This is a genomic window from Rhodopirellula europaea 6C, assembly GCF_000338295.1.
Lineage (GTDB): Bacteria > Planctomycetota > Planctomycetia > Pirellulales > Pirellulaceae > Rhodopirellula > Rhodopirellula europaea.
The window spans coordinates 1-22,327 of the sequence record NZ_ANMO01000139.1; the positions used below are offsets into that span (position 1 = coordinate 1).

The window sequence follows — 22,327 nt, forward strand, 5'->3', positions numbered from 1 at the left end:
TCAACGAACTACCCGACGTGATGTATGAGCGATTGGTGGAGGCCGGAAAACCATTTGTATTTGATTTCGTGCCCGATCCGCCGCGAAAGAAAGTTGGTGACGAAAACCGAACGAAGGCTGGTCCACAAGCTACGAGTCAGGGAAAAGCCAACGCTGCTTCAGCCAAATTGCCTGGAGCGTCAGGTAATGCCGCGGAGATTCAATCGCGATCAACAGCTAGCGAGGAGCCGAAGAAGTATCCAATTCCGTTGCCAGCAGTTCCAAACGACCAACGGGGTCAGTTGAAAAATCACTTCGATGACAAACTGCAAACGAATCTGACTCAAGACAAGTTAAGCTCCACGTTGCGGTACATGCAGCGTGAGGCACGCACCGCGATGCAAGAAACAGGCATCAACTATCTGTTCCTCGCGATCGGTTTCCTCGCATGGAAGGAATCCGATAGCTCAGACAAAGAGCGTTTGGCACCGTTGTTGTTGATTCCCGTTAAGATCGAGAAGATTGCTCGTGGAGGGGGCGAGCCACTGTTTTCGATCGAATGGGACGAGGACGAGATCCAATTCAACTTGAGCTTGCAGAAAAAGCTTGTTCGCGATTTTGACTTGCGTATCCCTGAACTTGGAGAAGGAGTAAGACCCGAGGACTACTTCCAAAAGATGCAAGGAGCAATCAAGTCGAAACCAGCATGGGGTATTCGTCGCGAGGCATTGCTTGGTTTTTTCTCGTTCCATAAGCTTTCGATGTATGCGGACATCGACCCGGCGAACTGGGATCTATCTGGCGAGTCGGGCTCGTCAAGCATCGTTGAGCAGCTGGTATGCGGTGGTGACGGCGGAACCACCGACGAGGAGATTGATGAGGCGACATTGTACGCACCCGATTATGACGTCGATCGCAACCAAACCGCAGGCGAATTGATTCTGTCATTGGACGCGGACAGCTCGCAACAATCAGCATTGGTCGACATTCGCAATGGACGCAACTTGGTGATCGAGGGGCCGCCTGGAACGGGGAAATCACAAACCATTACCAATGCGATCGCGGATGCCATTGGCTCGGGCAAGACCGTCTTGTTTGTTGCCGAAAAACTAGCGGCTCTGCAAGTCGTTCACGATCGAATGTCAGCATTGGGGCTAGATGATTTTTGCCTGGAACTTCACAGCGATGCTGCATCGCCCCGACAGGTGTTTGAATCCTTGAGCGACCGGATGGGAACGACTTATCCGTCATCTGGTGAACTCGGTAAAACGCGTGAGACGCTCGCTCGCTTGCGAGACCGGCTGAATCACTACGTTTCCGAAATGGCAATGCCAGTTGGTCCTGCGGGCGATGCCTTGTACTACGTGCTTTGGGTGGTCGTTGCGTTGCGCGGCGAAGGTGCCACTTTTCATCGTATGGCCGTCGAGCGAGTGCCGCGCGACCGCAACGAATTGAAATCCTCGATTGCGGAGTTGAATGTCTTTGCGAGTGTTTTGAAGGAAACGCCCAACCCAACACAGTGGGTTTGGTGGGGATTTTTCCCTGAAGACTACTCTTTTCGGCGATTAGACGAAATCCAGGCCTGCTTGACTGAAATTGAACGTGAGTCTCAGTCGGTGGCGAACAGTGCAAATGAGTTGGGACGTCGATGGGGAGGTGCTCAAACAGAGGCGTACAAAATTGCTCGCAAGCTCGACGTCGATGAGATTCGCGGTTGGGCGAGCCAAACATCAACGTTGACCAGTGAGTTGGCGAGCATTCTTGTCGACGAGGTGAAGGCCAAGTTCTGCCAAAACCTGCTTTCGTTAATCGGTGAAAAGAAAGACGCTGAAAGCCGTCTGCGAAACCAGTATCGCGTTTCGGACGATTTGCTGAATAACAAACGGGCTGCGATTAAATCCATGTTGGGTTTGGAGGTTTTGTCAGGCAACGATTCAATCGAAGATGCTGTCGCGTTGCGTGATTGGATGGTGGAATTGCATCAGGCCATCGGCGAACTTGAGCCGCAATTCATGGGGCTAGCTGAAGCTGGCATTAGGCCAAGTGATGTTCTGGACGATTTGACTCGCTGCATCAAGTTGGTCCAGTTGATCAGGCACCCAATCGTCAACAATCAGGAATCCGTGACAGAGCAAATGTTTCGTGCCAATGCCATTGAAGATCTGCGTTCCGCTTACAAGCAGAGCATTGAATTGCAATCGGCGAAGCAAAAACTGACCGAAAGCCTCGACGCGATTGTGGCTGGAACCGGTTGCGATGTTGCTGGTGTTGCCGACCGGTTAAAAGAGATTGAAATGGCCGTCAAGGCCGTCCGAGCCATAGCTGGCGGTGAAGATACTCTGGCCAAAATTGGCGAGATCGCTCGCTGGTCTAACAACGCGGAAACATGCACGGATCAACTGATTCATACCGGCATGAAGATGAAGTTGCCGGCAGTCCAACCGCCGGCAAGTTTCGATGCTTTCACAAGAGCTTCCACGTTGATCCAACTGATTCGTCACCGAATCGTTGCGGAAGTCGATTGCTTGCGGGAACCGATGTTCCGTGGCGAAGGCAGACGTGCGTTCCAGCAAGCGTCCAGAGTCGCCGATGAATTGAGAGCACGTCGACAGGCACTTGAAGAGGCATTTCACATGCCATCGGTTCCTGAACCTGGAAAGGTGACCGAGATCGCGAAGACTCTGCGTCGCCATCGTCGTTCTTGGTTTAAGTTGCTCAGTGGTGAGTACCGATCAGCCAGGGCGGACCTGGACGAGTTTGCTGCCGTTGGAGTCCAACGAGAACTGAATGAATGGATTCGTTCGCTGGAAGATTTGGACGCCTTGTCAAACGAGGAAGCGGCCTTTCGCAATCAAGAAGACTTGGTTGCTTTGCTGGGCGATGGATTCCAAGGCGTGCAAACCGACTGGGAGACGTTGAAGGTTCGTTTCGATTGGGTACATACAGCCCAGCAGCACGGACTTGACTATGAATCTGCTTGCTCGTTGCTAGCTCAAAGAGCGACGATCATTCCAGACGTCTCAAACGTGGAACTCAAGCGAACTGAAAGCAGTTTTGCTTCAGCTTGGAGCGCACCAAGTGACATTGCAACACGAGTCGCCGACGGGAATCCGAATCAGGTGCCACTTGAGATACTGAAGCGACGCGTGACAGCATGGGCGAAAGCATCGAAGGAGCTGGCTACCGTTGCGACGCAGTTGAAGCTACCGATGGAATGGAACATCGGACATGCGATGCAATTGATTGAAACGCTTCGTCAGATCGAGAACGCCGATGCAGCATCCAAAGCGTTTGCCGTGCATCCTGAACACACTTTACGACTTGGTGCAACCTATCGCGGTCAGGAAACCAACTGGAAACAACTTGAAACCCTATTCAACTGGGTGAAGATGACGCAAAACGCAGGGGCAGACTACACACTGACAAAATCGCTGTTCGCGATCAAGAACGATCAGCTCTCTCAGATTGACGTCAAGGCCGCCCTGGTGGTCGCGCAGCGTGTTTCCGAACTCTTTGCTGCTGCACCGAAGGATCAGGGATTGCCGGAACGGCTTCGAAGTCTCGACCACCATTCACTTACGCAAATGTTGGAATCGACGATCGGGAAACTTGGCCCTGGCATTGAAGGGGCAATTCAGATTGGAAATGATCACCGAACGTCGATGGATGCTCTTTCTCAACAAGTGGATTTATCGTCGAAAGTTGGTCTGCTGAAAGAGAGCATCAGTGACGGCACCCGATGGGAGGCGTTGAATGAACGTTGGCTGCACAAGCGGACAATGACCTCGCCCGAAGAGGTCAAGCAAGTCTTGGATTGGTTGGCGGATGGTCGCAAATTTCTGGCTGGGCTTCCCGAGCAGGTTCGTGTGCGTTTGCTTGCTCATGCCGATGCTCAACAAATTGCTTCGTTGTGCGACGAGGCCGATGATCTTAGCAAGCGTATGTCGCGTCTCTCTGCCGCCCACGAGCGTCTGGCGAGTTTCGGCCGGATGGAACCTTCTTGGATGCCGATCGACACTGAATCTGTGTTGGGAGAAACGACGACGGCGATTGCCCAAACGCTGCAGCAGAAAACGGATGAACTGCCAGCATGGTCAAAATTCTGTCGGTCGTTGGACAACTGCTCTCGCATGCAACTGGAAAAATTCTGCAACCTCGCTATCGAAGGTTCGATCGAACCCGATTTCTTGTCGCCGTCGTATGAGCTTTCTGTTCTTGAAATCGCCGCCGAGAATGCTTTCAAGCAATCCGAGATGCTGCGAACGGGATCAGGGAAGACAATGGATGGATTGCGAGAGGAATTTCAACTCTATGATCGCGAGCTGAGGGAACTAGGCAAAAACGAGATCGCGTCGCGCGCCGCCAATCGTTCTGTTCCGTCGGGCAACTCGAAAGGCCGCGTCGGTGAATTGACCGAGCTTGCGTTGATTCGTCATGAATCGCAGAAGCAACGACGACATTGCCGAATTCGTGATCTGATGCAACGGGCCGGTGCAGCCGTTCAATCTTTAAAGCCTTGTTTGATGATGAGTCCATTATCGGTGTCGCGATTCATTTCGGAGAGCGACGTCGAATTCGACATGGTGATCATGGATGAGGCGTCGCAAATCAAGCCGGAAGATGCGATTGGCACGATATTGAGAGCAAAGCAACTCGTTGTGGTTGGCGATCCCAAGCAGCTTCCGCCGACATCCTTTTTTGATCGTGTGGATGAAGATCTTGCGGACGAAGAGTCGACTCAACTGGACAACACCGAATCGGTGCTCGAGGCCGCGATGAAAGTGTTCCAGCCTTTCCGGCGGCTACGGTGGCACTATCGAAGCAAACACGAAAGTCTGATCCGATTTTCAAATTCACGTTTCTACGATAACGATCTAGTCGTTTTCCCATCGCCTAGCGGTGATCCTGACACGTATGGGATCCGGCATGTGTTCGTTGAAGGTGCGACGTGTACAAGTGGATTGAACATGAAGGAGGCTGCCGCGGTCGTCGAGGAGATCGTACGTCACGCGATTGCCAGGCCGGATGAGTCGCTGGGGATTGGCACGTTCAATAAGAAGCAGGCCGAGATGATTGCTGAACTGCTTGAAAAGCGTTGTGAAAACGATGCGGCAGCCGCGGTTGCGGTAGATCGGCTACGGCAATGCGAGGAAGAACTGTTCATCAAGAATCTCGAAAACTTGCAGGGAGATGAACGGGACGTCATTTTTGTTTGTTACACCTACGGCAAGGATCCCGCCAGCAATCGACTGATGCAACGCTTTGGTCCAATCAACTCAGAGAAGGGTTGGCGTCGTTTGAATGTTTTGATCACTCGATCACGTCACCGAATGGTTGTTTTTTCGTCGTTTCATCCGGGTGATATTCAGGGCGGTCCGGAAAAGAGTCGTGGTGTGAACGCGTACAAGGATTTCCTCAGCTATGCGATCACCGGAGCGATCGACGACGGCGGCATAGTCGGCGGAAAGGCTCCCGATTCACCATTCGAGATTGCGGTTTGTCGGACGATCGAGCAGATGGGGCTGGAAGCAGTGCCACAAGTAGGAGTTGCCGGATTCTTCATCGACATTGGTGTGCGACGCAGGGAAGGCGACCGATCATTTTTGCTCGGCATCGAGTGCGACGGCGCTACCTATCACTCGGCCAGGAGTGCTCGGGATCGAGATCGACTTCGTGAAGAGATTATTCGATCTCGCGGATGGGAAATACACCGAATTTGGTCGACTGACTGGTTTCTCAACCAACGAGTCGAGGAGACAAAGTTAAAACAAGCAATTCTGAACGTGACCAATAGTTTGGATGAATAAGCAACTCGACATCATCGGAGACATTCACGGTCACGCCAGCGAATCGAGGCAATTGCTTGAGTTGATCGGGTAGTGCTTCGTGAGCCTATCGCTGACGATAGCGTTAACCGATCCAAGCCGCCGCTCGCATCATTGATAAATCGGCCATTCAGAGAGAGCAGACATGAAGAAGATAGATTCCGTCTACACGCATTCCGCAACAGACCTCGCGGATTTCTTGGCTTGCCAATATGCGACTTCCTTGGCGATGCGACGAGCTGACGGCGACATCGAAATTCCGTTTCGCCACAATGCACGACTCGAACGTTTGATTGAGAAAGGGCACGCTCACGAAGCGGCCTATTTGGAAATGCTGAAGAGCGATGGATTGAATGTCGTGGAGCTGCGCGACTTCGACGATCACAAGCAAGTGCAAGCGACGGTCGAGTTAATGCGTCGCGGCGTAGACGTAATCTATCAAGGATCACTCGCGAAAGGATCGTTCGCCGGTCGCAGCGACTTCCTCATTCGAGTGCCGAGGGCCAGTGATTTAGGTGGATGGTCGTACGAGGTGGTGGACACAAAGCTCGCACACGACACCAAGGCAGGCACCATCCTGCAGCTTTGTCTGTATTCGGATTGCGTGTGCGAAATTCAGGGAACACGGCCGAAAACTGCTCGCGCAGCAAAACCTGCTGCGTTGGATTCTGAGTCGACGTTTGAAGAGGAATGTTTCTCGCTCGATGCCTACTGGGCTTACTTTGAGCTTGTCAAACGTCAGTACCTGGACGCAACGTCCAAAGACCGACTGCACTCACTCTATCCTGAACCGTGCCAGCATTGTGATATCTGCCGCTGGTTCCCGCACTGCGATCGAATCCGTCGCGATGATGACCACCTCTCGTTTGTGGCCGGCATTCAAGCTTCACAGATTGATGAAATCCGCCGGCAAGGCAATGCAACCCTGCAAGGGTTCGCTGAGTCCGATGATCCAATCCCCGAGCGTCCAAAGGGCGGTTCTCGGGAGTCAATCTTCAAAGCTCACCGGCAAGCGAAGGTTCAGTTGCAGGGGCGTGCATCAGGTGAACGCATCGTTGAGTATTTACCGGTTGCTGCGGTCAGCGATGATCTAGAGCACGACCAGCAACTGTTCGGTTTCTGTCGACTGCCGCAACCAAGTGCGGGAGATGTTTACCTGGATTTCGAAGGCGATCCACACGCTCCCGATGGTGTGCTTGAATACCTGTTTGGCTACGTGTCACGTGAGGGCGATGACTCCACCTATCACTCGGACTGGTGCCTCAAACGAGCTGACGAGGGCATCGCCTTTGGCAAACTGATGCAGTTCCTACTGCAGTGCCGAGAGCAGTTCCCTGATTTCCACATCTACCACTTCGCACCGTACGAACCTGCCGCGATGAAGCGGATGGCGATGCGGCATCAACTGTACGAAGCCGATCTCGACGAACTGCTTCGCTCGAATACGTTTGTCGACCTCTACGCGGTCGTTCGGCAAAGCATGGTGCTGAGCGTGGAGAGTTACTCGATCAAGAAGCTGGAGGCGTTCTACGATTTTGACAGGAAAGCAGATCTGTCCGAAGTACGGTCAGCACTGAGTGAAGTCGAGTTTGCGATCGAATTGAATGGGCCTTCGCTTATCAGCCAAAGTGCGGTGGAGCTGGTGGAGGCGTACAACCGAGACGATTGCGTCTCGACCCTGAAGTTGCATCAATGGCTGGAACTGCAGCGTCAGGTTCGCATTGATTCAGGGATCGACATTCCTCGCCCTCCCGCGAAGTCAGGCGATGCCGGAGAAAAGGTCGCGGAAAGAGACGCCGTTTTCGGTGAGTTGCGGGATCGACTCAAAGAGCTAGCTGGCGACAGTCACGAATCGGAAGTGCAGCAGGCTCGCTGGTTGATGGCTCATCTGCTGGAATACTTCTTTCGAGAAGACAAGACTGTATTCTGGGAGAAGTTCCGGCACATGTCGCTCGAAGATGACGATCTATTGTTCGAAAATGCAGCGATCAGCGGTTTGGAATTTGTCGAGCAACGCGAACCGACCGGGCGAGGAAGAATCCCAACGTCCGTGTACCGGTTTCCGCCGCAGGAGCACACGGTCGGTCGTGGCAAGAAGGTGTTACAAACTGATGGGCAAACCATTGGGACTATCGTTGAGATTGATCGTGTAAACAGAACTGTCGAGATTAAGAAGACCGGCAAAACCATCGACGTACATCCCACATCGGTGTTCGTGTTCGACTACATCTCTCCCGAACCGATGCCGGAAAACTTACTGGAACTGGGTCAAGAAGTTGCTGAAGACTACTGGAATCCAGCATACGTCCATTCTTCGAGATACGATCTCATCGCTCGATGCCCGCCCAGTCTGCAGAAAGTCAAGCTTCCCTGCGATGGTGACGATATCAGCGTTGCACTTCAAATCGCAGAGGACATGGATAGCGGAGTCTTTCCCATTCAGGGGCCGCCGGGTTCGGGAAAAACATATGTTGGGGCGAACATGGTCGTGGAACTTGCCCGACGTGGTTACCGGATTGGTGTGACTGCAGTGGGACACAATGCGATTACCAATCTGCTGATCCGGGCGGCTTCTTTCGATACCGCAGGGGAGGTTTCATTTGCTCAGAAAACGAAGCCTCTAACAGAGGAGGGGAGCGAACGGATTCAAATCCTAAAGACGAATCCAACGACAATCGCCCCTGGGACGGTGGTGGGCGGCACCGCATGGCTATGGTCACGTGATGACATGTGCCAGAAACTGGATTACTTGTTCATCGACGAAGCAGGCCAGATGTCGCTGGCACAGTCGCTCGCCGTCGCGCGTGCGGCAAAGAATGTCGTCTTGCTCGGGGATCCGCAGCAACTGGAGCAGCCGCAAAGTGCCGCACATCCAGAGGGGGCGGATGTTGCTGTGCTGGGACATCTGATTGGTGATGATGCCACAATCCCTCAGGACCGCGGGCTCTTCTTGGCACAAACTCGTCGCCTCCATCCTGCCGTTTGCAAATTCACTTCCGAGCAATTTTACGATGGGCGTTTGACGAGTCACCCTGACTGCGAGAACAACGAAATCCTCGGCGAGCACGCGTTCTCAGGGAGCGGTCTTCGATTGTTGACCATCGATCACAACAACAATCAAAACCGAAGTGACGAAGAAGTTGAAGCCGTGCAGGCGATCGTCGCTGAACTCCATCGCACTGGAGCGTCATGGAAAGGCAGTGACGGTTGCGAGGCATCGATCACGGCGGATGACATCCTGGTCGTCGCCCCATACAACGCACAGGTTGATGCCATCGCCGAAGTAGTCGGAGACCGAGCGAGAGTTGGCACGGTCGACAAGTTTCAAGGACAAGAGGCACCAATCGTCATCTACAGCACGACCAGCTCTTCAGCTGACGATGCTCCGCGAGGGATGGAGTTTCTCTACGATCCACACCGACTGAACGTAGCGACCAGCCGATCGAAGTGCATGACCATCATGGTCGCCTCACCGAAATTGTTTCATCCACGTTGCACCACGCCAAAGCAAATGAAGCTGGCAAACGCATTCTGCCGCTTCGCAGAACTCGCGAAACCAATTGCCGGATCCTCGTTTGCCAGTTGACCTAAGAAGATCGAACGGTAGCGAATAGGTGGCGAACCGAACTCCACGCACGAACTGGGAAAGGCTTGGACGCCCTGGTCTGTGAATTCCGGTGGCGATCGCGCCGCGATGGATTGTTCATCGATCAGGCCCAGCGTCGGCAGCCTCAAGCTGTATTGCTGAAGGAATCGAATGACATGTTTGATTTGGCACCCTGCACCGACGCGGACCACTTGTTCGCCTTCGATCTCCGCCAGCACGACTTGGTTGAAGTGATCCATGCGAAGGACCGACTCTCCGAACTAGACGATTTCGCTCCGTGAAAGCAGTCGCCCGATGGCCCGTGTTTTTGTCACTTGATTCGCGTCAAGAGCTTCAACCAATCCCACTCCTGACCGAGGGCGGCTAATCTCGATGATGCAATAGTCAGGTTGCAACCGGAAGGCGACGCATCCCGCTTCGCCCACGAAGTGGAATCAGTCGAACTACAAGCCAACAGGCGAACGACAAACCGAAACGCCCGCGTCAGAGCAATTCATCGTCTGCGTTTCTATTCGATTCTTGGGATCCTGAAATCCTTGCCGCCAACGACGCCGTTTGAGCTGAGACTTGTTATGGTGAGTTCTACGAATACGTTAGAGCCATTGAGTTCTAAGCAGTGGTAACGCGGCGGAGAGTAGCTCCATCGTCGATCGTGAGTCGAGAACTGCGTATTGCTGCCATTTACCGGTAGGTTCTCCGGCTAGCTGCAATATCCGCTTTGCTTGCCTTGGCGCCGGAAAAGTAAACTGAAGTTCACTCATTTCGTGATCGGCAAGGATCACCTCCGGTTTTCCATTCATTCCGCCCAACGCAATCAGCAACCAGTTCCTCAGATCGTAGGTTGAGGCGGGGTCATTTCGGAAATTAAGAGGGATAGATCTCGCGTCACTCCCTTCGATCCGCAGTAGCGTCGGTATCCAGTGATGTTCGTTCCGCCCCGGTTGGGCAGCCAAGTAGTTGCCGTCATCTAGGTTAGCTGGGGACGTCCAACGACTGCGTTCCGGCTTCCGCTCGCTTCCGAAAAACTCGCCGGGGCGATGATTGATCGCCAAGACCTTTGTCTCGCTAACAACTAATGGACTACCCTCTTGGCCAAGCTTGTTGAGATGCCATTTGACAAGGCCTGTGAGCGTCTCGATCTCCTGCGACGGATCAACTAGCGACTTCCACCCCGGTTGCCCCAGCCATTCGTCGAACGATTGTTCACTCACTCCTATACGGGCTAGGTCGTTAATGATTTCTTCTGACGGTCGAAAGCGTCTTAGAAACTGGTTGGGATGATACGGTGAGAAACGATCTGTTTCCGTTGCGGTCGTTCCAAGCAGTACCGCATCCGTTTCGCTAAGCTTGATCCATCGCGAAGGCATAGCAGAATAGCCGCGTTGGTTCTCTACCTTCAAGTCAGCAAGCTCCCCGATATCCACCATGCGTCCCGCGACGGCTTGAATGGCTCTATTTGCGTCTCCTCCAAAACCAGCGGCCGTTAAAAATGGTTCGATTGCCTTCTTAAGCTCCCGACGAGTCGCCAGCCCATGCCGGCGAACTTCCCGGCGAATCAACCTGGCAATTCCCCACGGCGACGGAGCGGTACTGTCTCGGTCCGATTCCAAATGGTCGGAAAGCCCGAGACGTTCGGCGAAGGAGTCAGTTTCGACTTGCGAAATGAAATTCATAAGGTGCGGAAAACGTTCTTGCTTAACGGATCGGTTGGTTGGACTACGCCATATAGCTTCGGTAGCAGTATTGCTCGATCACGCAAGCTCCTTCTCGGCGTTTTGAATGGCGGCTTTGATGTCAGAGAGCATTTCTTTTCCGGTGACGAGGAAATGGACGTGTGAGCGGGCGCGGGTGCAGGCGACGTACAGATCGACGTGCGAGAAGCCTTTCGAAATACCGTCGAGGTCGTAAACGATCACGACATCTGCCTCGAGTCCTTTGAAGCTGCGGGCTGTCGTGACCAAGATCCCGTCGCCTCGGTTCCAGATTCGCGTGTCATTGGTCAAATCCACGCCGGCAATCGTCGAGACGTCGGCGAGCGATCCGTTGGCAAATCCGCGTGGGCCGATCAAAGCCATTTGTGACGGTTTGATGTCGTGCTGCTGAAGAAGGTTCTCGACGGCTTTACAGACGATGCCTTTCATCGCCGCTAACGTTGGCACGGTGCTGATGTCCGGTTTGCCACCCAACGGCGATCGTTTAAAGAACTTCGCTTCCGTTTTTGCAATTGTGGTGCTGGTCCGAGCGATCCAGCGACTGTTGCGACAATTCCGGCGCAGGTTGTACTTTGTTTGAAATGCAACCGGCGGTGTCTTCGGAGCCCAATCCCACAATCGCTGAATCGGATCGGAAAAGGCGAACAGCGTTCCCTCCTCCGCTTCTTTCAGCAGCGTGCACTGCAAGACTTCCCACCAACGAGAGTGAAAGTCTTGGGCCTCGTCAATGACGATTGCGTCGTACTGAACATCTTCGCCCTCCTCCATCGCGAGATACGCGGCCTGTTCAACCAGATCGGGAACATCGTCAATGAAGAAATTCGATCCAGCAGGGAAAGTTTCGGGCGGATCCCAATCGACACCCGCATCTTCGACTATTTCGCGAGCAAGCTGATGGAAGTGTGAAATCTTCAAACGTTTTTTCAGTTGCGTACCATCGGGATGCTGATCGAGACTGCATCGCAAATGGGCGGCCAAATGCCGGTTGTAACAAACGAACAGGGTTCGTTTGCCATCCTTGGCAAGATGAACAGCCCGGTCAAATGCTAGCTGCGTTTTTCCCGATCCAGCAACTCCAGTCACGAAGACGCGATTGTTGTCGTCATATAGTCCGCTGAGCAATTCAATCTGCTCGTCGGTCATTTCCTGGATCTTCTCGAACACATCGTTGGCACTGCCAACAATCGGGCGAAACAGTTTGAATTCGGGAAGCAGTGCTGTCGCCAGGCGGTTCCATTGGTGGTTGCTCAGTGGAGAGCTTCGCTGCGGCCAACTGGCCATCGCCGCTTCGATGGCGACATCCATCGACTCCATTTGGCGTCGCGACAAGACTAAAGATTCGTCCGCTCCCGGCGGGATGGCACCGGTGTAATTGTCGTGAGGGAATACGACGGCATGACCGTAGCTGAAGTGGTGCCCCCGCACATCGCCAGCGGTTTGTTTCTCGATGCGATCGACGAGATAGTGCATGCTGCCGCGAGCTTGCTTGAACGGATCGGTGATCGGTTCGTAGCCGTGACTCTTTTTGCGTTGCCAAGTCGCATTTTGGTAACGCAGCTCACCGCCTTTGACCTCCAGGATCAGCATTCCCTTTTCCTGGTGCAGAACAATGAAATCCGCCTCGCCCTCGCGTAGCTTTCCATCGCGATCGGGACGCAACCATGGGTAGGAATGCAACACAACGAAGTCGTTACCGAGCTGTTCTTTGAGTGCACTATAGACCAGCCGTTCTGAATCGTACGGAATATCGTCAGGGTCAATGTCGGGTCGCATGATTGCCATAATTTGGTTTCCTTTTACCTACGGCATTTTGATTGGACAAAAGATGCCGCGGCGTACGAGCCCGATTGGCCGACCGATGATGGTTAGAGCTTCTGGGGAGACTTTCTGCGGAGTTGAGCGGGAACTGGCCGACTGATACTGAAGGCGAACTGAAATGCGCCCGTCAAATTCGGCCCATTTGCACATCGCCAAGGTCACGCAGGTCTTGGTCGCTTTGAATGCACTGCCAGACGACTGAACCAATCGCAGCCGGCCATCATGCAGCTGTCGATCGGCCGGTTCATCGAGACGTTCAAATACGATAACTGTTCCTGAAGCCAGCGGAACGTCTTGTCCGTCAACTTTGAATTTTGCCTTTTCAAGTTGAGGTCCATCTATTTCGAGCAAAAGCGTGTTGGCCGGATCTTGATCTGGAATTGTCAGTCCCGTCGTGGCAAAAGATCCGTTTTCACCGGCGATGGTATCGAAGTGATGCAACGCAAGCCCGGAATCGGATCGCTTCAATCCCCCAGGGAGTGCAGCTTCGGGTGACGGTCGAGACCCAACCGATGAAACGCACATTTCGATGGCCGACGGCAAGGCTCGTTTGACTCGCAAGTGATCAATAGGCGCGGCGTTGTTTCGGCCACTCGCGTACGCAGCCTCGGCGGCAGCGGTTGCGGGAAGTTTGTCCATCAGCGAATGAGACAGAACAATCCGCCGGTCGCCCAATGACGGGATAAGCAAGTACCCGTCGTGCTGCTCGACTTCATAATCCATGTCACGCAGGTCGACCGCGATGGTGCTTAGAAGTTGTCTTTCGATCTCCTTATTCAGGATCGGGCGTTCCTGATCGCCGAGAACATGTTTGAGCAATGACGAACCGAGTTCCCTGTCTAGGTCTTGGTGAAGAAAACGATTGCCATACGATCGCAGGCACTTGTAGCACGAGGATTCGCAATCGCATCCATCGAGTAGCTCAATGGCTTGTCGCAAGAGTGTTTCAGAGTTGGCGACGGCGGCCCTCACAAATCCAGCACCGCCGGGCGTGGTGTCATAAAGGTACACATCCACCTCGGCCCCGCTGCGTCCCCGGTCCGTCTGGGCGGCCCGGTACTCGGCACCGATATTGGAGCGGTCGATCTCCAGTCTGTCGGCGGCACAAATGGCTAAGGCCTGCGCGACCGTGGTCAGGCTGAGCTTGGCAAGCGTTGATCCTGGCGACAGCAAAACGTCACCGCCCATTTGAAAACGAAACAAGGCAACATCGGAAATGAATTTCGTCCCGAGACTTACGACTTGTGTGAATCCCGTGCATGTCGGCCGGTCGCGATGATTCGGGTACGGCTTTGGATGGTTTGCTCGGTTGTTTAAGTATGATCGGTCTTGATCGTGCCAGCCCTTCGGTTCGACGCGACCACACCGGAGACAGTAAATGAAACCGCGATTCTTCAAGTCTTCGCTGCCCCGATTCGTTAGGAATAACTCTTCTTTCTTAGTCCAAAGCGTGAAACTTCTTTCACCGAACGTCGTCGTCTGCCCGATCGCGTCGCCTTCGCGAAACGGGGCGTTTAGCTTGGCCTGCGTCGGCCGCGTGTAGTCCGGTGGCTGATCGACCGCCAATTCTTCCTCCATGTCAGCGGGGTGCGCGAATCCAGGTGGCTCGATCCAGTAGATCGCCGGCCCCAGTCCGCCGGGTTCGTTGCACGAAGGGCAGTCCAGTACCTCACGTTCATAGTGCGATCCGCCAAGCTCTTCCAGCTTTGCAAAACCACAACGATCACACTCGAAATACAGTTTGCGTTTCTCCCAAGCCTTTTCACGTTCGCCCCGCATCGGGCTGTAGATTGCAAAGGAGTAGTGACGTTTTCCGTCGATGAAGACTTCTCGACCGGGAGCGTAGCTTGAAAGTGCTTGGTCGAGACCACGTTGCGGGGCGTACTTGATCACGCTGCGGTTGGCGGTCGAGCGGTTGCGATCAAACACCGTCATGCTGACCACGTCAGTGGGAAACGCATACGAGGGCAACGTCGCCGTCTCAAATAGTCGGTCCAATAAGTTCAGCGTTTGACGACCGGCTTCCGGCGATTCGGAGACGTCGGCGTCTCCGCTGGAGGCATCGTCCGCATTGATCGTTGCATTCGGATCATCTTCGCCGAAATCGTCGTCGTCATCCGACCAACTGAATGCCGACTCGTTTCGTTCCTCCTGCGACTCTTCCGTTTCCGGCGGCTTGTAGTCGCATCCGATCTCAGCAAGCCGGGCCAGCAACCGCGATGGAATTTCGTTAATGTCCTCTGACTCTTCGCACTGGAGATACTCCCGCGGCACGATCGAGCGAATCGCTTCTGCGATTTCGGATTCGTTTTCCGTTAGCCAAGACTGCAACCCTTGAAAGCTGAAAGCATCGGTGTCGCCGGTACGGAAATCTTCGACTCGGCCGAGCGACGAGAAGATGTTCGAGGTCGCGGCGGATTGTTGGTCATCACGGATCCGCTCGCGTTGAAACATGCTAAGGATCATTGCGTAACCGTGACGGCGAACGATCTCAGAATTTTCCAGGTTCAAGACCGGGTCCGTGACCGGGCCGCTGATCATTTCCGCCGGGCGTTTGAAATAACGTTGGTCGTGCGTGCCTTGGTCGGCGTAGGTGATCACCGTCGAAAGTGACGAACCACGTCGTCCGGCGCGACCGGCGCGTTGTTGATAGTTCGATCGGTTCGGTGGCACGTTGCGCAGCGAAACCGCCGTCAAGCTGCCGATGTCGATGCCGACTTCCATCGTGGTTGTGCAACTGAGCACGTCGACAATCCCACCGGGTTCGTTGCCGGGGCCGAGCACGTCCAAATCTTGGAAACGCATCTCATGCCACTCGGCGCGTGAGAACGCGTCTTGGGCGTCGATGGCTCCGATAGCCGCGGTATGTTCCTCGGCAACGAAAGGCCGCAGGTCGCTGGTTCGGTCATCGACATCCTTTCGGTAGAACCCTTTGCGGGTCATGAACACGGTGTCGAGCGTTTTGTTTTGCCGAAAGAGTGGTTTCAGCGAATCGGTCGTGCCGCATTCAGGGCAAACGTCGAGATAGAACGAATGGTTGGGAATCGCAAACGTGCAAACGTCGCATCGAACCCAGTCGTTGAAATCGAGGTCAATCGCGATCCGTTTTGGATCCACTAGAAAGCCGTCCACTCGATCGCTGGTGCCCAACCGTTCTTGTAAAAAACGAGTCCATGGCCCACCACCCTTTTGCCCGCCGGCCAGTTGCTCGCGGTAGAACGTGTTGCCCACGCGCGGCTTCATCAGTTTTTCAAACCTGCCCAAGCTGACTCGCAGGCGAATCCCGCTGTCCTTATTCCCGATCCATTCACCGGGCGTGCCAGGCAAACGAACGGCACGCTCGCGCGCCATTCGCAACAACCAAAATTCCAGCAGACCACGTCGTCGATCGTCATCCGAATTGATCGAATCGGGATGTTCGGGTGCCGGCAATTGGTCCAGCGATTCTTGCAAGTAGTCGGACACCAGTGGCGTTAGGCAACCCAACGCCAAGCTTTGAACGCCCGATAGCGGATTGAACAACACTTCATAGAGCGAAATCAACACATCGGCCGGTGTCCGTTCCATAATCTGGGCGGACGCCTCAGCAAACGCTTTTCGCTTTGCAGTTTTCGACCGGCATAAGTCTCTAGCCAGCCCTTGGTCTTGGTAAAACGTTCTCTGTTCGGAATCCTTCAGTTGCGGCCGTAGCTGGACGCCTTGTTCCTGAGCACCGCACAAAAGAGCCAGATACACATGTTCGATTGAAACGTCTCTCGTCACGCCATCAAACCAGCGGTCGGCAACACAGCGAAGCCCATGAATCAACAACGGACGAACGGCGTCACGCAGCGAATTCGACTTCAATTTCCCGGCCAATCGCGAAGCCGGTTGTCGGCCGTCGGAGAACACGAGCAACTTCCGACCCTGCAGCGCCGTTTCATTTCCTGGTGTCGGAGGTTGTGACATCAGTTGAGCGGACACGAGGTGCTGAAACGGTTCATCACCCTTGGTTGCCATGTTCGAAATGCCGGAGAAACGATCACGACACTTTGGGCATTTGTCGAACAGCCCCGCCTTGCGGTTTCCCGCCGGAGCTTGGGCAGGAACGTAGACCGTGCGAGCGGTCTCGGAATCGCCAAGGTTGTCGAACAATCGACCAGTGATCGTTTCCAGTATCATTTCGCGACTGCGAGCATCGTCGTCGTCCTGAGTTTCGTGTTCTTCGGGATCATCTAAGCACAGATGAATTGGAACGACGGAATCCATCGCATCGTCCACCTCGCCGACATCCTCGCTCCACAAATAATCTGGTCGTCTGGCACTCTGCGTGTACGCCTGAAACATTGCAGTGCCGCAGTTCCGACAGGCCAACAATTCAAACGCGCGGCTTCCACATTCACATTGCCGGCATGGCTGCACGTGCAGCTTTCCTGTCACGCCTCGGCCACGCATCGTCTCAGGCAGTGCTGAACAATTCGGATCGCTGCACGCCCAAATGCCGGGGATACCGCGGAAGAAACGGTGAACCCGAGCGGCCAACAATGGTGTGTCGCCGGGCTTGCTTCGCGCCATCGACGCGGCTTCCACTAACACGTCCGTGGCCGCTTGAGCTTGCTGCTTATCCGACTTGGGAAACAATCGGCTGGCCAATCGGCCGATTTCTTGAGCGCCCAGTTCGGTGCTGGTTTCGGCATCTTGGGGCGTCGTGGTGCGGGATGTCAGATTGATCAGTCGCCCAGTTGCCGACAGATCCACTAAGATCTCGAACAGCAATCTCGATAATCCAAAATGCAGCCTTTTTTCCGATGACGGATCGCCGTCGTCGGCTGCCGCGACACATTCGACATGTCCGTTGCTTCGCCGTGCTCCGATCGTCACCTTGGAATCCGAACACTCCAGGTCAACGACCGTTAGATACTCGTGCTCGGTTTGCTTCGACCCACCATTTGAAACTTGCAGGACCTCTTTGACAAATTCGCCGCCCTCAGTCAAACCACATAGCGTCACCTTACATCTGGCCTTCGCCGATTCATTTCCTTCTGATTCGACAACGTAGGTTTCCGAACTGAGTGGGCGACTGGTCATCCCCAACAGCGGAACGATGGCTTGAAAACGCTTTGTTGCATCGCTCGACAACAGTTCGGCCAAAGGAACGCATGCCAGCGCCGCCGCCAACTGCGCGTCACCATCGGCCGACGGCAGCTTGGCTTCTTTCTCGCCGTCGAGCCATTGAAAGAGTGCGGCGTCGGTTCCCGTCAGTCCGGCCGCAAACTTCTTTGCCTGTTCCCCGTTTTCAAACGATGCACTGGTCGTGATGACTTGAAATTGATCGGGGGACAATTCCAGGCGATGCCGCAAACGACGAATCAGCATCGCGACCTCGGTGCCTTGTGCGCCGCGGTAAAGGTGAGCCTCGTCGAGGACGAGAATGAAACGCTCGGTGGGATTGGCGACAAAGTAGTCGCGGGTTTGCTGGAAGATCGAACGTTCGATCGGTCGCAGCATCATGTATTCGAGCATCGAGTAGTTCGTCACCAGAAGATCCGGAGCCGAGGCTTGGATTTCGTGACGTGTCAAAAGCTCGGTGTCGTCAGGATTCTCAATCGCTCGCCGAAGGTTCCCATTGGCATCTTTCCACGCTCCGCCGGAACCAAGCCAGCGAGCCAGTCCGGGATCATTGTCCACGTCCTTGGCCGGCCACTTGCCCATCGCCCGCATTGCGGCAAGAAGCTCGATCGCGTCTTCCTTGCCGTCGGCCGCTCGTCGCTCCAAGTCAGCGAAGAACTTCAGTCCGCTCAACTTCTGCGAGATTCGTTTCGTGTCATCGGGAATGACGCCTGGAAACGGAGTCCGGCTGGTGTAGCGCCCAAACTTCACCGGTCGACCGCCGTGCTGTTTGAACCAATCCCGAGTCGTTGGAGCACCGAACAATCGACGCAGTCGAGACAGTTGATCGTTGACCAGTGCGTTCATTGGATACAGAAGCAACGCACGAACGGCCCGTGTCTCGAACGAACTGGGCGATCGAGCAGCCTCACGCCCTAGCCGGCCCATGATCGGCAGCAGGAATGTTTCGGTCTTTCCCGAGCCGGTTCCGGTGGTCACGATTGTGTGTTGCAACTCGTCACCCAAGACCGCTTCGAGCGCCTGAGCCTGGTGTTGATAAGGCTGCGGAAAAACAATCTCGCCGCCTTCTTTCGTTGCAAGATACGACAGCAACTGTTCCGATTCCGCGGGGATGTTCAATTCGCGGTAAGGCATCCCGCTCGCATACCGAGCCGAGCTTTCGATGAACGGCGTGTGACACAGGACTTCAGGCTGTTCGAGCAATTCTCGCCGCAGTTGGACCAACTGAGGGTCCGAGAGGTGGTACGCCGACTCGATATAGGCAAGCAAACGATTGCGAATGGATTCCAGTTCGTTGAACATGATGCGGTCTAGGTTTCCTTACCGAGGTTTGCGTGGATTGGCGTTTGGGTCGGGTGCCGTCGCGGCACTTTGAAAATCAGTTGCAGGATCGGCTTCGGACGCGATCAAGTCCAATGCAGCTTCTGGATCGTCTCGCAGTGTGATTTGTGCGGTTGATTGCAAGACAACACTTTCGGGCGGCGGGGCCTGAACAAACTGCAGACTCTGCCGAAGCAATTCACAGCGTTCGTCTCGCATTTCAGTGAACTCTGCTATCTGACGTTTGAGCGATGCCGCTTGCGGGCGAAGCCGTAATTGAAGCACCTGCTCGTTACTATCAGATGGGTACTCAAGTCGCTCTGTAATCTGCAAATCAACGTCGGCCAGAACGTAGTTCAACAGCCGAAGCTGCTCAGCCGTCTCCAAGTGAATGCACTGAATACGCTCGTTGATTTGCTCTTCGATCTTTTGCGAACGCTCCGCCCAATAATCCTTCATTTCGCTCGCGATCGCGACTCGATAGCTTGCTGGAAGCTTCTCGCGGAGATTCTCGGGAACCTCTACTCGCTTTACGTGTGGATGCACTTTCGCCGTCCAGTATGGCGTCAGCAAATCATCTCCGCTGCACTGACTGTACTTCCCGTCCTTCTCGACGGATGCTCTCACGCAAAGTCTCGATGGAGCCAATGTGCGTACGAACCGTTGGTCAGCTCGAAGCCCCGCTTCTCGATGTGTTGCAAGCAATCGCAGCACCCGCTTCATCGCCTTCGACACCGATTCGACGTCAATCACCCGCGATGGCGGAACCTGTTTGTAGACCCACCCTGAATCGACGTAACCAACGCCGCAAAGATAACGTCCGGGCTCAAGTGAATGCCCCTCCGGGTAGAACCGTGTCCCCAACGAAGCGATTGAGAAACCGATGGGGGCTTCGGTGCGACCGGCCGACGCGTAGGTTTCAATCATTTGCTGATGCAACATTCCCCCATGACCGAGAAAATGCAAGCGAGACTTGCGCATGCTGCCCTGCTGGTCAGCCCCCGTGACGACTTCAAACCGGGGTGGATTCAATGCATGCAGTCGGGAGAGAAGGAAAGCCGGGAATGATTGGTCTCGTTCTTCTAAGCGTGGGATCTTTGGACCTTCGCAGTGCATCTGCGTCATGGTGAAATACACCCGGCGTTTGCCGTCACCTCGGAAACGCTTGGCGACTTTTTTCTTCGAAAGCATCTCGTGCTTGCAAAGTTGCTGCATCCAATTACCAAACGCGGACTCGTCATCGGACGACACATACGCGTCGTAACGACAATGGCGAAGCACTGGAGCCATCGGATCACCGTGCGCGATCGAATCGAAAAGACGCTGCGCGTTTTCTGGAGTCCAGCGTCCTGAATTGACTCTGCGTTTTTCTTCACTGTCTGCCTGTCTCAACGATTGCGAATCGGAAGCATGTCCACGGTCAACGGCTTCGTCGATTCGATCTGAAATTTTCCCGACCAGAGCCGGGTCAAGTTGCAATGACTTTTGGAAGATCTCGTGATGAGAGAAAACGGATTCAACATCCTCGGTAGGATCACCGCGTCGATTCAGCACCAGAATCTCCACATCTTTGACCGGGCTATTACGTTGATCGGGATCGACACGGTCACGGCCCAGTCGATCGACACGGCCAATCCACTGATTCAACATGTCCGCTCGCCATGGGAGCGAATAGAAGATCAAAGCATCGGAGCATTGCAAGTTAATTGCCTGCCCATATTCATCTGACGCGATCAAAAGCTGCGATTTGCCCGTCGAATAGGGCTCCACGGTGGATTCGGCCGATTGACGCCATCGCTGAGCATCCGCGCCCGTTAGACCACGCAGATCACTCCCACCGACCGCCGAGCTTTCCGCGTCAACGATTTTCAGAGGCAAACGGCTACGGCGTCTGCCGACTTCTGGCAGCCGCCACGACAACTCTTCGGCCAATTCACGAACGGTCGCGTCATCTCCGGCGCAGATCACTGCCTTGCGGTTTGGATCACTTCGCCAAAATTCAGCAAGCCAATCGACCAGAGTGTCTAGTCGACAATCCGCCTGTTCTTTTTTGACGAAGTCCAGCATGGGTGAAAATGCTATCTTGCGATCGTCATCTCGACCGGCCAAATAGCGGACGAACGTGGCTGCCGATTGGCCACCGAGGCTGCATCGTTGTAGCAACGAACGTTTCTCCGTGAGATTGAGTGTCTCGTCGCTTGCGGTCGCCCGTCTAGCGATTTCCATTCGCCGACTTTCTGTCGCCGTCGGTTCGATCGGAATCGACTTCAGGCGACGACGCGGTAAGTGTGCCGGATAGTCACCTCGCGAACTCATCAGAACATGGCGGTAGGTAGACCTAGCCTCAAACAGAATTCGATCAATCTGATACTGGGGCAAGTCGGCAAGACCGGAGTCGGTTGCTTCGGCCACCAACTCATCTTGGCTTCCCTGTTCCAACGAAAGTTCTTCGAACATATCGAATACTTTGTTCAGCGATACTTCGTCCAGGTCTCGCAGGCGAATTCGATTGCGACCGTCTGAGCTTGCACCGGCGGTGTTTTCAGTTTCATCGGTTTGACTAAAAACCTTCCGACGACAGTATTCCATTCGTTCAGGATCGAGGATCTGCAATAGTTCGCAGAACCGCCGCAAGTCTCTGAAATTCGGCGTGGCGGTCGCCTGTCAGGCGTTCCGGCAACTCTCTGGTTTCATCCTCGTCCAATTCGGGCAAGATCAACGCCGAGAATGATCGCTGGCATTCCCACCAAACGGAAACCGGGTGGACTGAATCAAACTCCTCGAGACCGCGTTGTTTGTGAACCCAGTTCCGTACCGCAGACGCTGTGCAGAATCCAATCACGAAGTTCCGCGGCGGCACCGACTCGGTTGACTTCCGCGGTCAATGACGAACTGCTTGCCGATGAGAGCTGCAAATATCGATTGGTGATCGAACGCAAGCCGAGGTTCTCACCACT

Annotated in this window: 8 protein-coding genes; 3 read left to right on the forward strand and 5 right to left on the reverse strand. The window is 54.4% G+C overall.

Annotated features, from left to right (window positions below):
• Nucleotides 1-20 precede the first annotated feature (20 nt).
• The 3 genes from RE6C_RS15280 to RE6C_RS15290 all read left to right on the forward strand — a co-directional run bounded on the left by RE6C_RS15280 (nt 21) and on the right by RE6C_RS15290 (nt 9,692).
• Nucleotides 21-5,786, forward strand: a complete 5,766-nt coding sequence (locus RE6C_RS15280) for a DUF4011 domain-containing protein (RefSeq protein ID WP_008657885.1) — start codon at nt 21-23, stop codon at nt 5,784-5,786.
• Between the two features lie 163 nt (nt 5,787-5,949).
• The gene (locus RE6C_RS15285; RefSeq protein ID WP_008657887.1) at nt 5,950-9,390 is read left to right on the forward strand and encodes a TM0106 family RecB-like putative nuclease; all 3,441 of its coding nucleotides are present in this window, start codon (nt 5,950-5,952) and stop codon (nt 9,388-9,390) included.
• A gap of 65 nt (nt 9,391-9,455) precedes the next feature.
• Nucleotides 9,456-9,692: a hypothetical protein gene (locus RE6C_RS15290; RefSeq protein WP_008657888.1), complete on the forward strand. Its 237-nt coding sequence runs from the start codon at nt 9,456-9,458 to the stop codon at nt 9,690-9,692.
• 312 nt (nt 9,693-10,004) lie between these two features.
• Here the strand turns inward: RE6C_RS15290 and RE6C_RS15295 are convergent, their stop codons facing one another.
• The 5 genes from RE6C_RS15295 to RE6C_RS32930 form a co-directional block, all read right to left on the reverse strand.
• On the reverse strand, nt 10,005-11,084 hold the full coding sequence (locus RE6C_RS15295; protein ID WP_008657889.1) for a hypothetical protein: 1,080 nt from the start codon (nt 11,082-11,084) through the stop codon (nt 10,005-10,007).
• Between the two features lie 78 nt (nt 11,085-11,162).
• On the reverse strand, nt 11,163-12,905 hold the full coding sequence (locus RE6C_RS15300) for an NERD domain-containing protein (RefSeq protein ID WP_008657890.1): 1,743 nt from the start codon (nt 12,903-12,905) through the stop codon (nt 11,163-11,165).
• An 18-nt stretch (nt 12,906-12,923) separates the two neighbouring features.
• Complete coding sequence (locus RE6C_RS15305; RefSeq protein WP_008657891.1) at nt 12,924-19,352, reverse strand: DEAD/DEAH box helicase; 6,429 nt, start codon at nt 19,350-19,352, stop codon at nt 12,924-12,926.
• An 18-nt stretch (nt 19,353-19,370) separates the two neighbouring features.
• Complete coding sequence (locus RE6C_RS15310; RefSeq protein ID WP_039962204.1) at nt 19,371-21,959, reverse strand: helicase-related protein; 2,589 nt, start codon at nt 21,957-21,959, stop codon at nt 19,371-19,373.
• Nucleotides 21,960-22,141: 182 nt separating this feature from the next.
• A partial coding sequence (locus tag RE6C_RS32930; protein ID WP_039962206.1) for a hypothetical protein occupies nt 22,142-22,327 on the reverse strand: 186 nt, incomplete at its 5' end.

Excerpts from the sequence above, each read along its gene's own strand:
- RE6C_RS15280 (WP_008657885.1), top strand. The coding sequence starts at position 21 with ATGTATGAGCGATTGGTGGAGGCCGGAAAACCATTTGTATTTGATTTC.
- RE6C_RS15285 (WP_008657887.1), top strand. The coding sequence starts at position 5,950 with ATGAAGAAGATAGATTCCGTCTACACGCATTCCGCAACAGACCTCGCG.
- RE6C_RS15295 (WP_008657889.1), bottom strand. The coding sequence starts at position 11,084 with ATGAATTTCATTTCGCAAGTCGAAACTGACTCCTTCGCCGAACGTCTC.
- RE6C_RS15300 (WP_008657890.1), bottom strand. The coding sequence starts at position 12,905 with ATGGCAATCATGCGACCCGACATTGACCCTGACGATATTCCGTACGAT.
- RE6C_RS15305 (WP_008657891.1), bottom strand. The coding sequence starts at position 19,352 with ATGTTCAACGAACTGGAATCCATTCGCAATCGTTTGCTTGCCTATATC.
- RE6C_RS15310 (WP_039962204.1), bottom strand. The coding sequence starts at position 21,959 with ATGGAATACTGTCGTCGGAAGGTTTTTAGTCAAACCGATGAAACTGAA.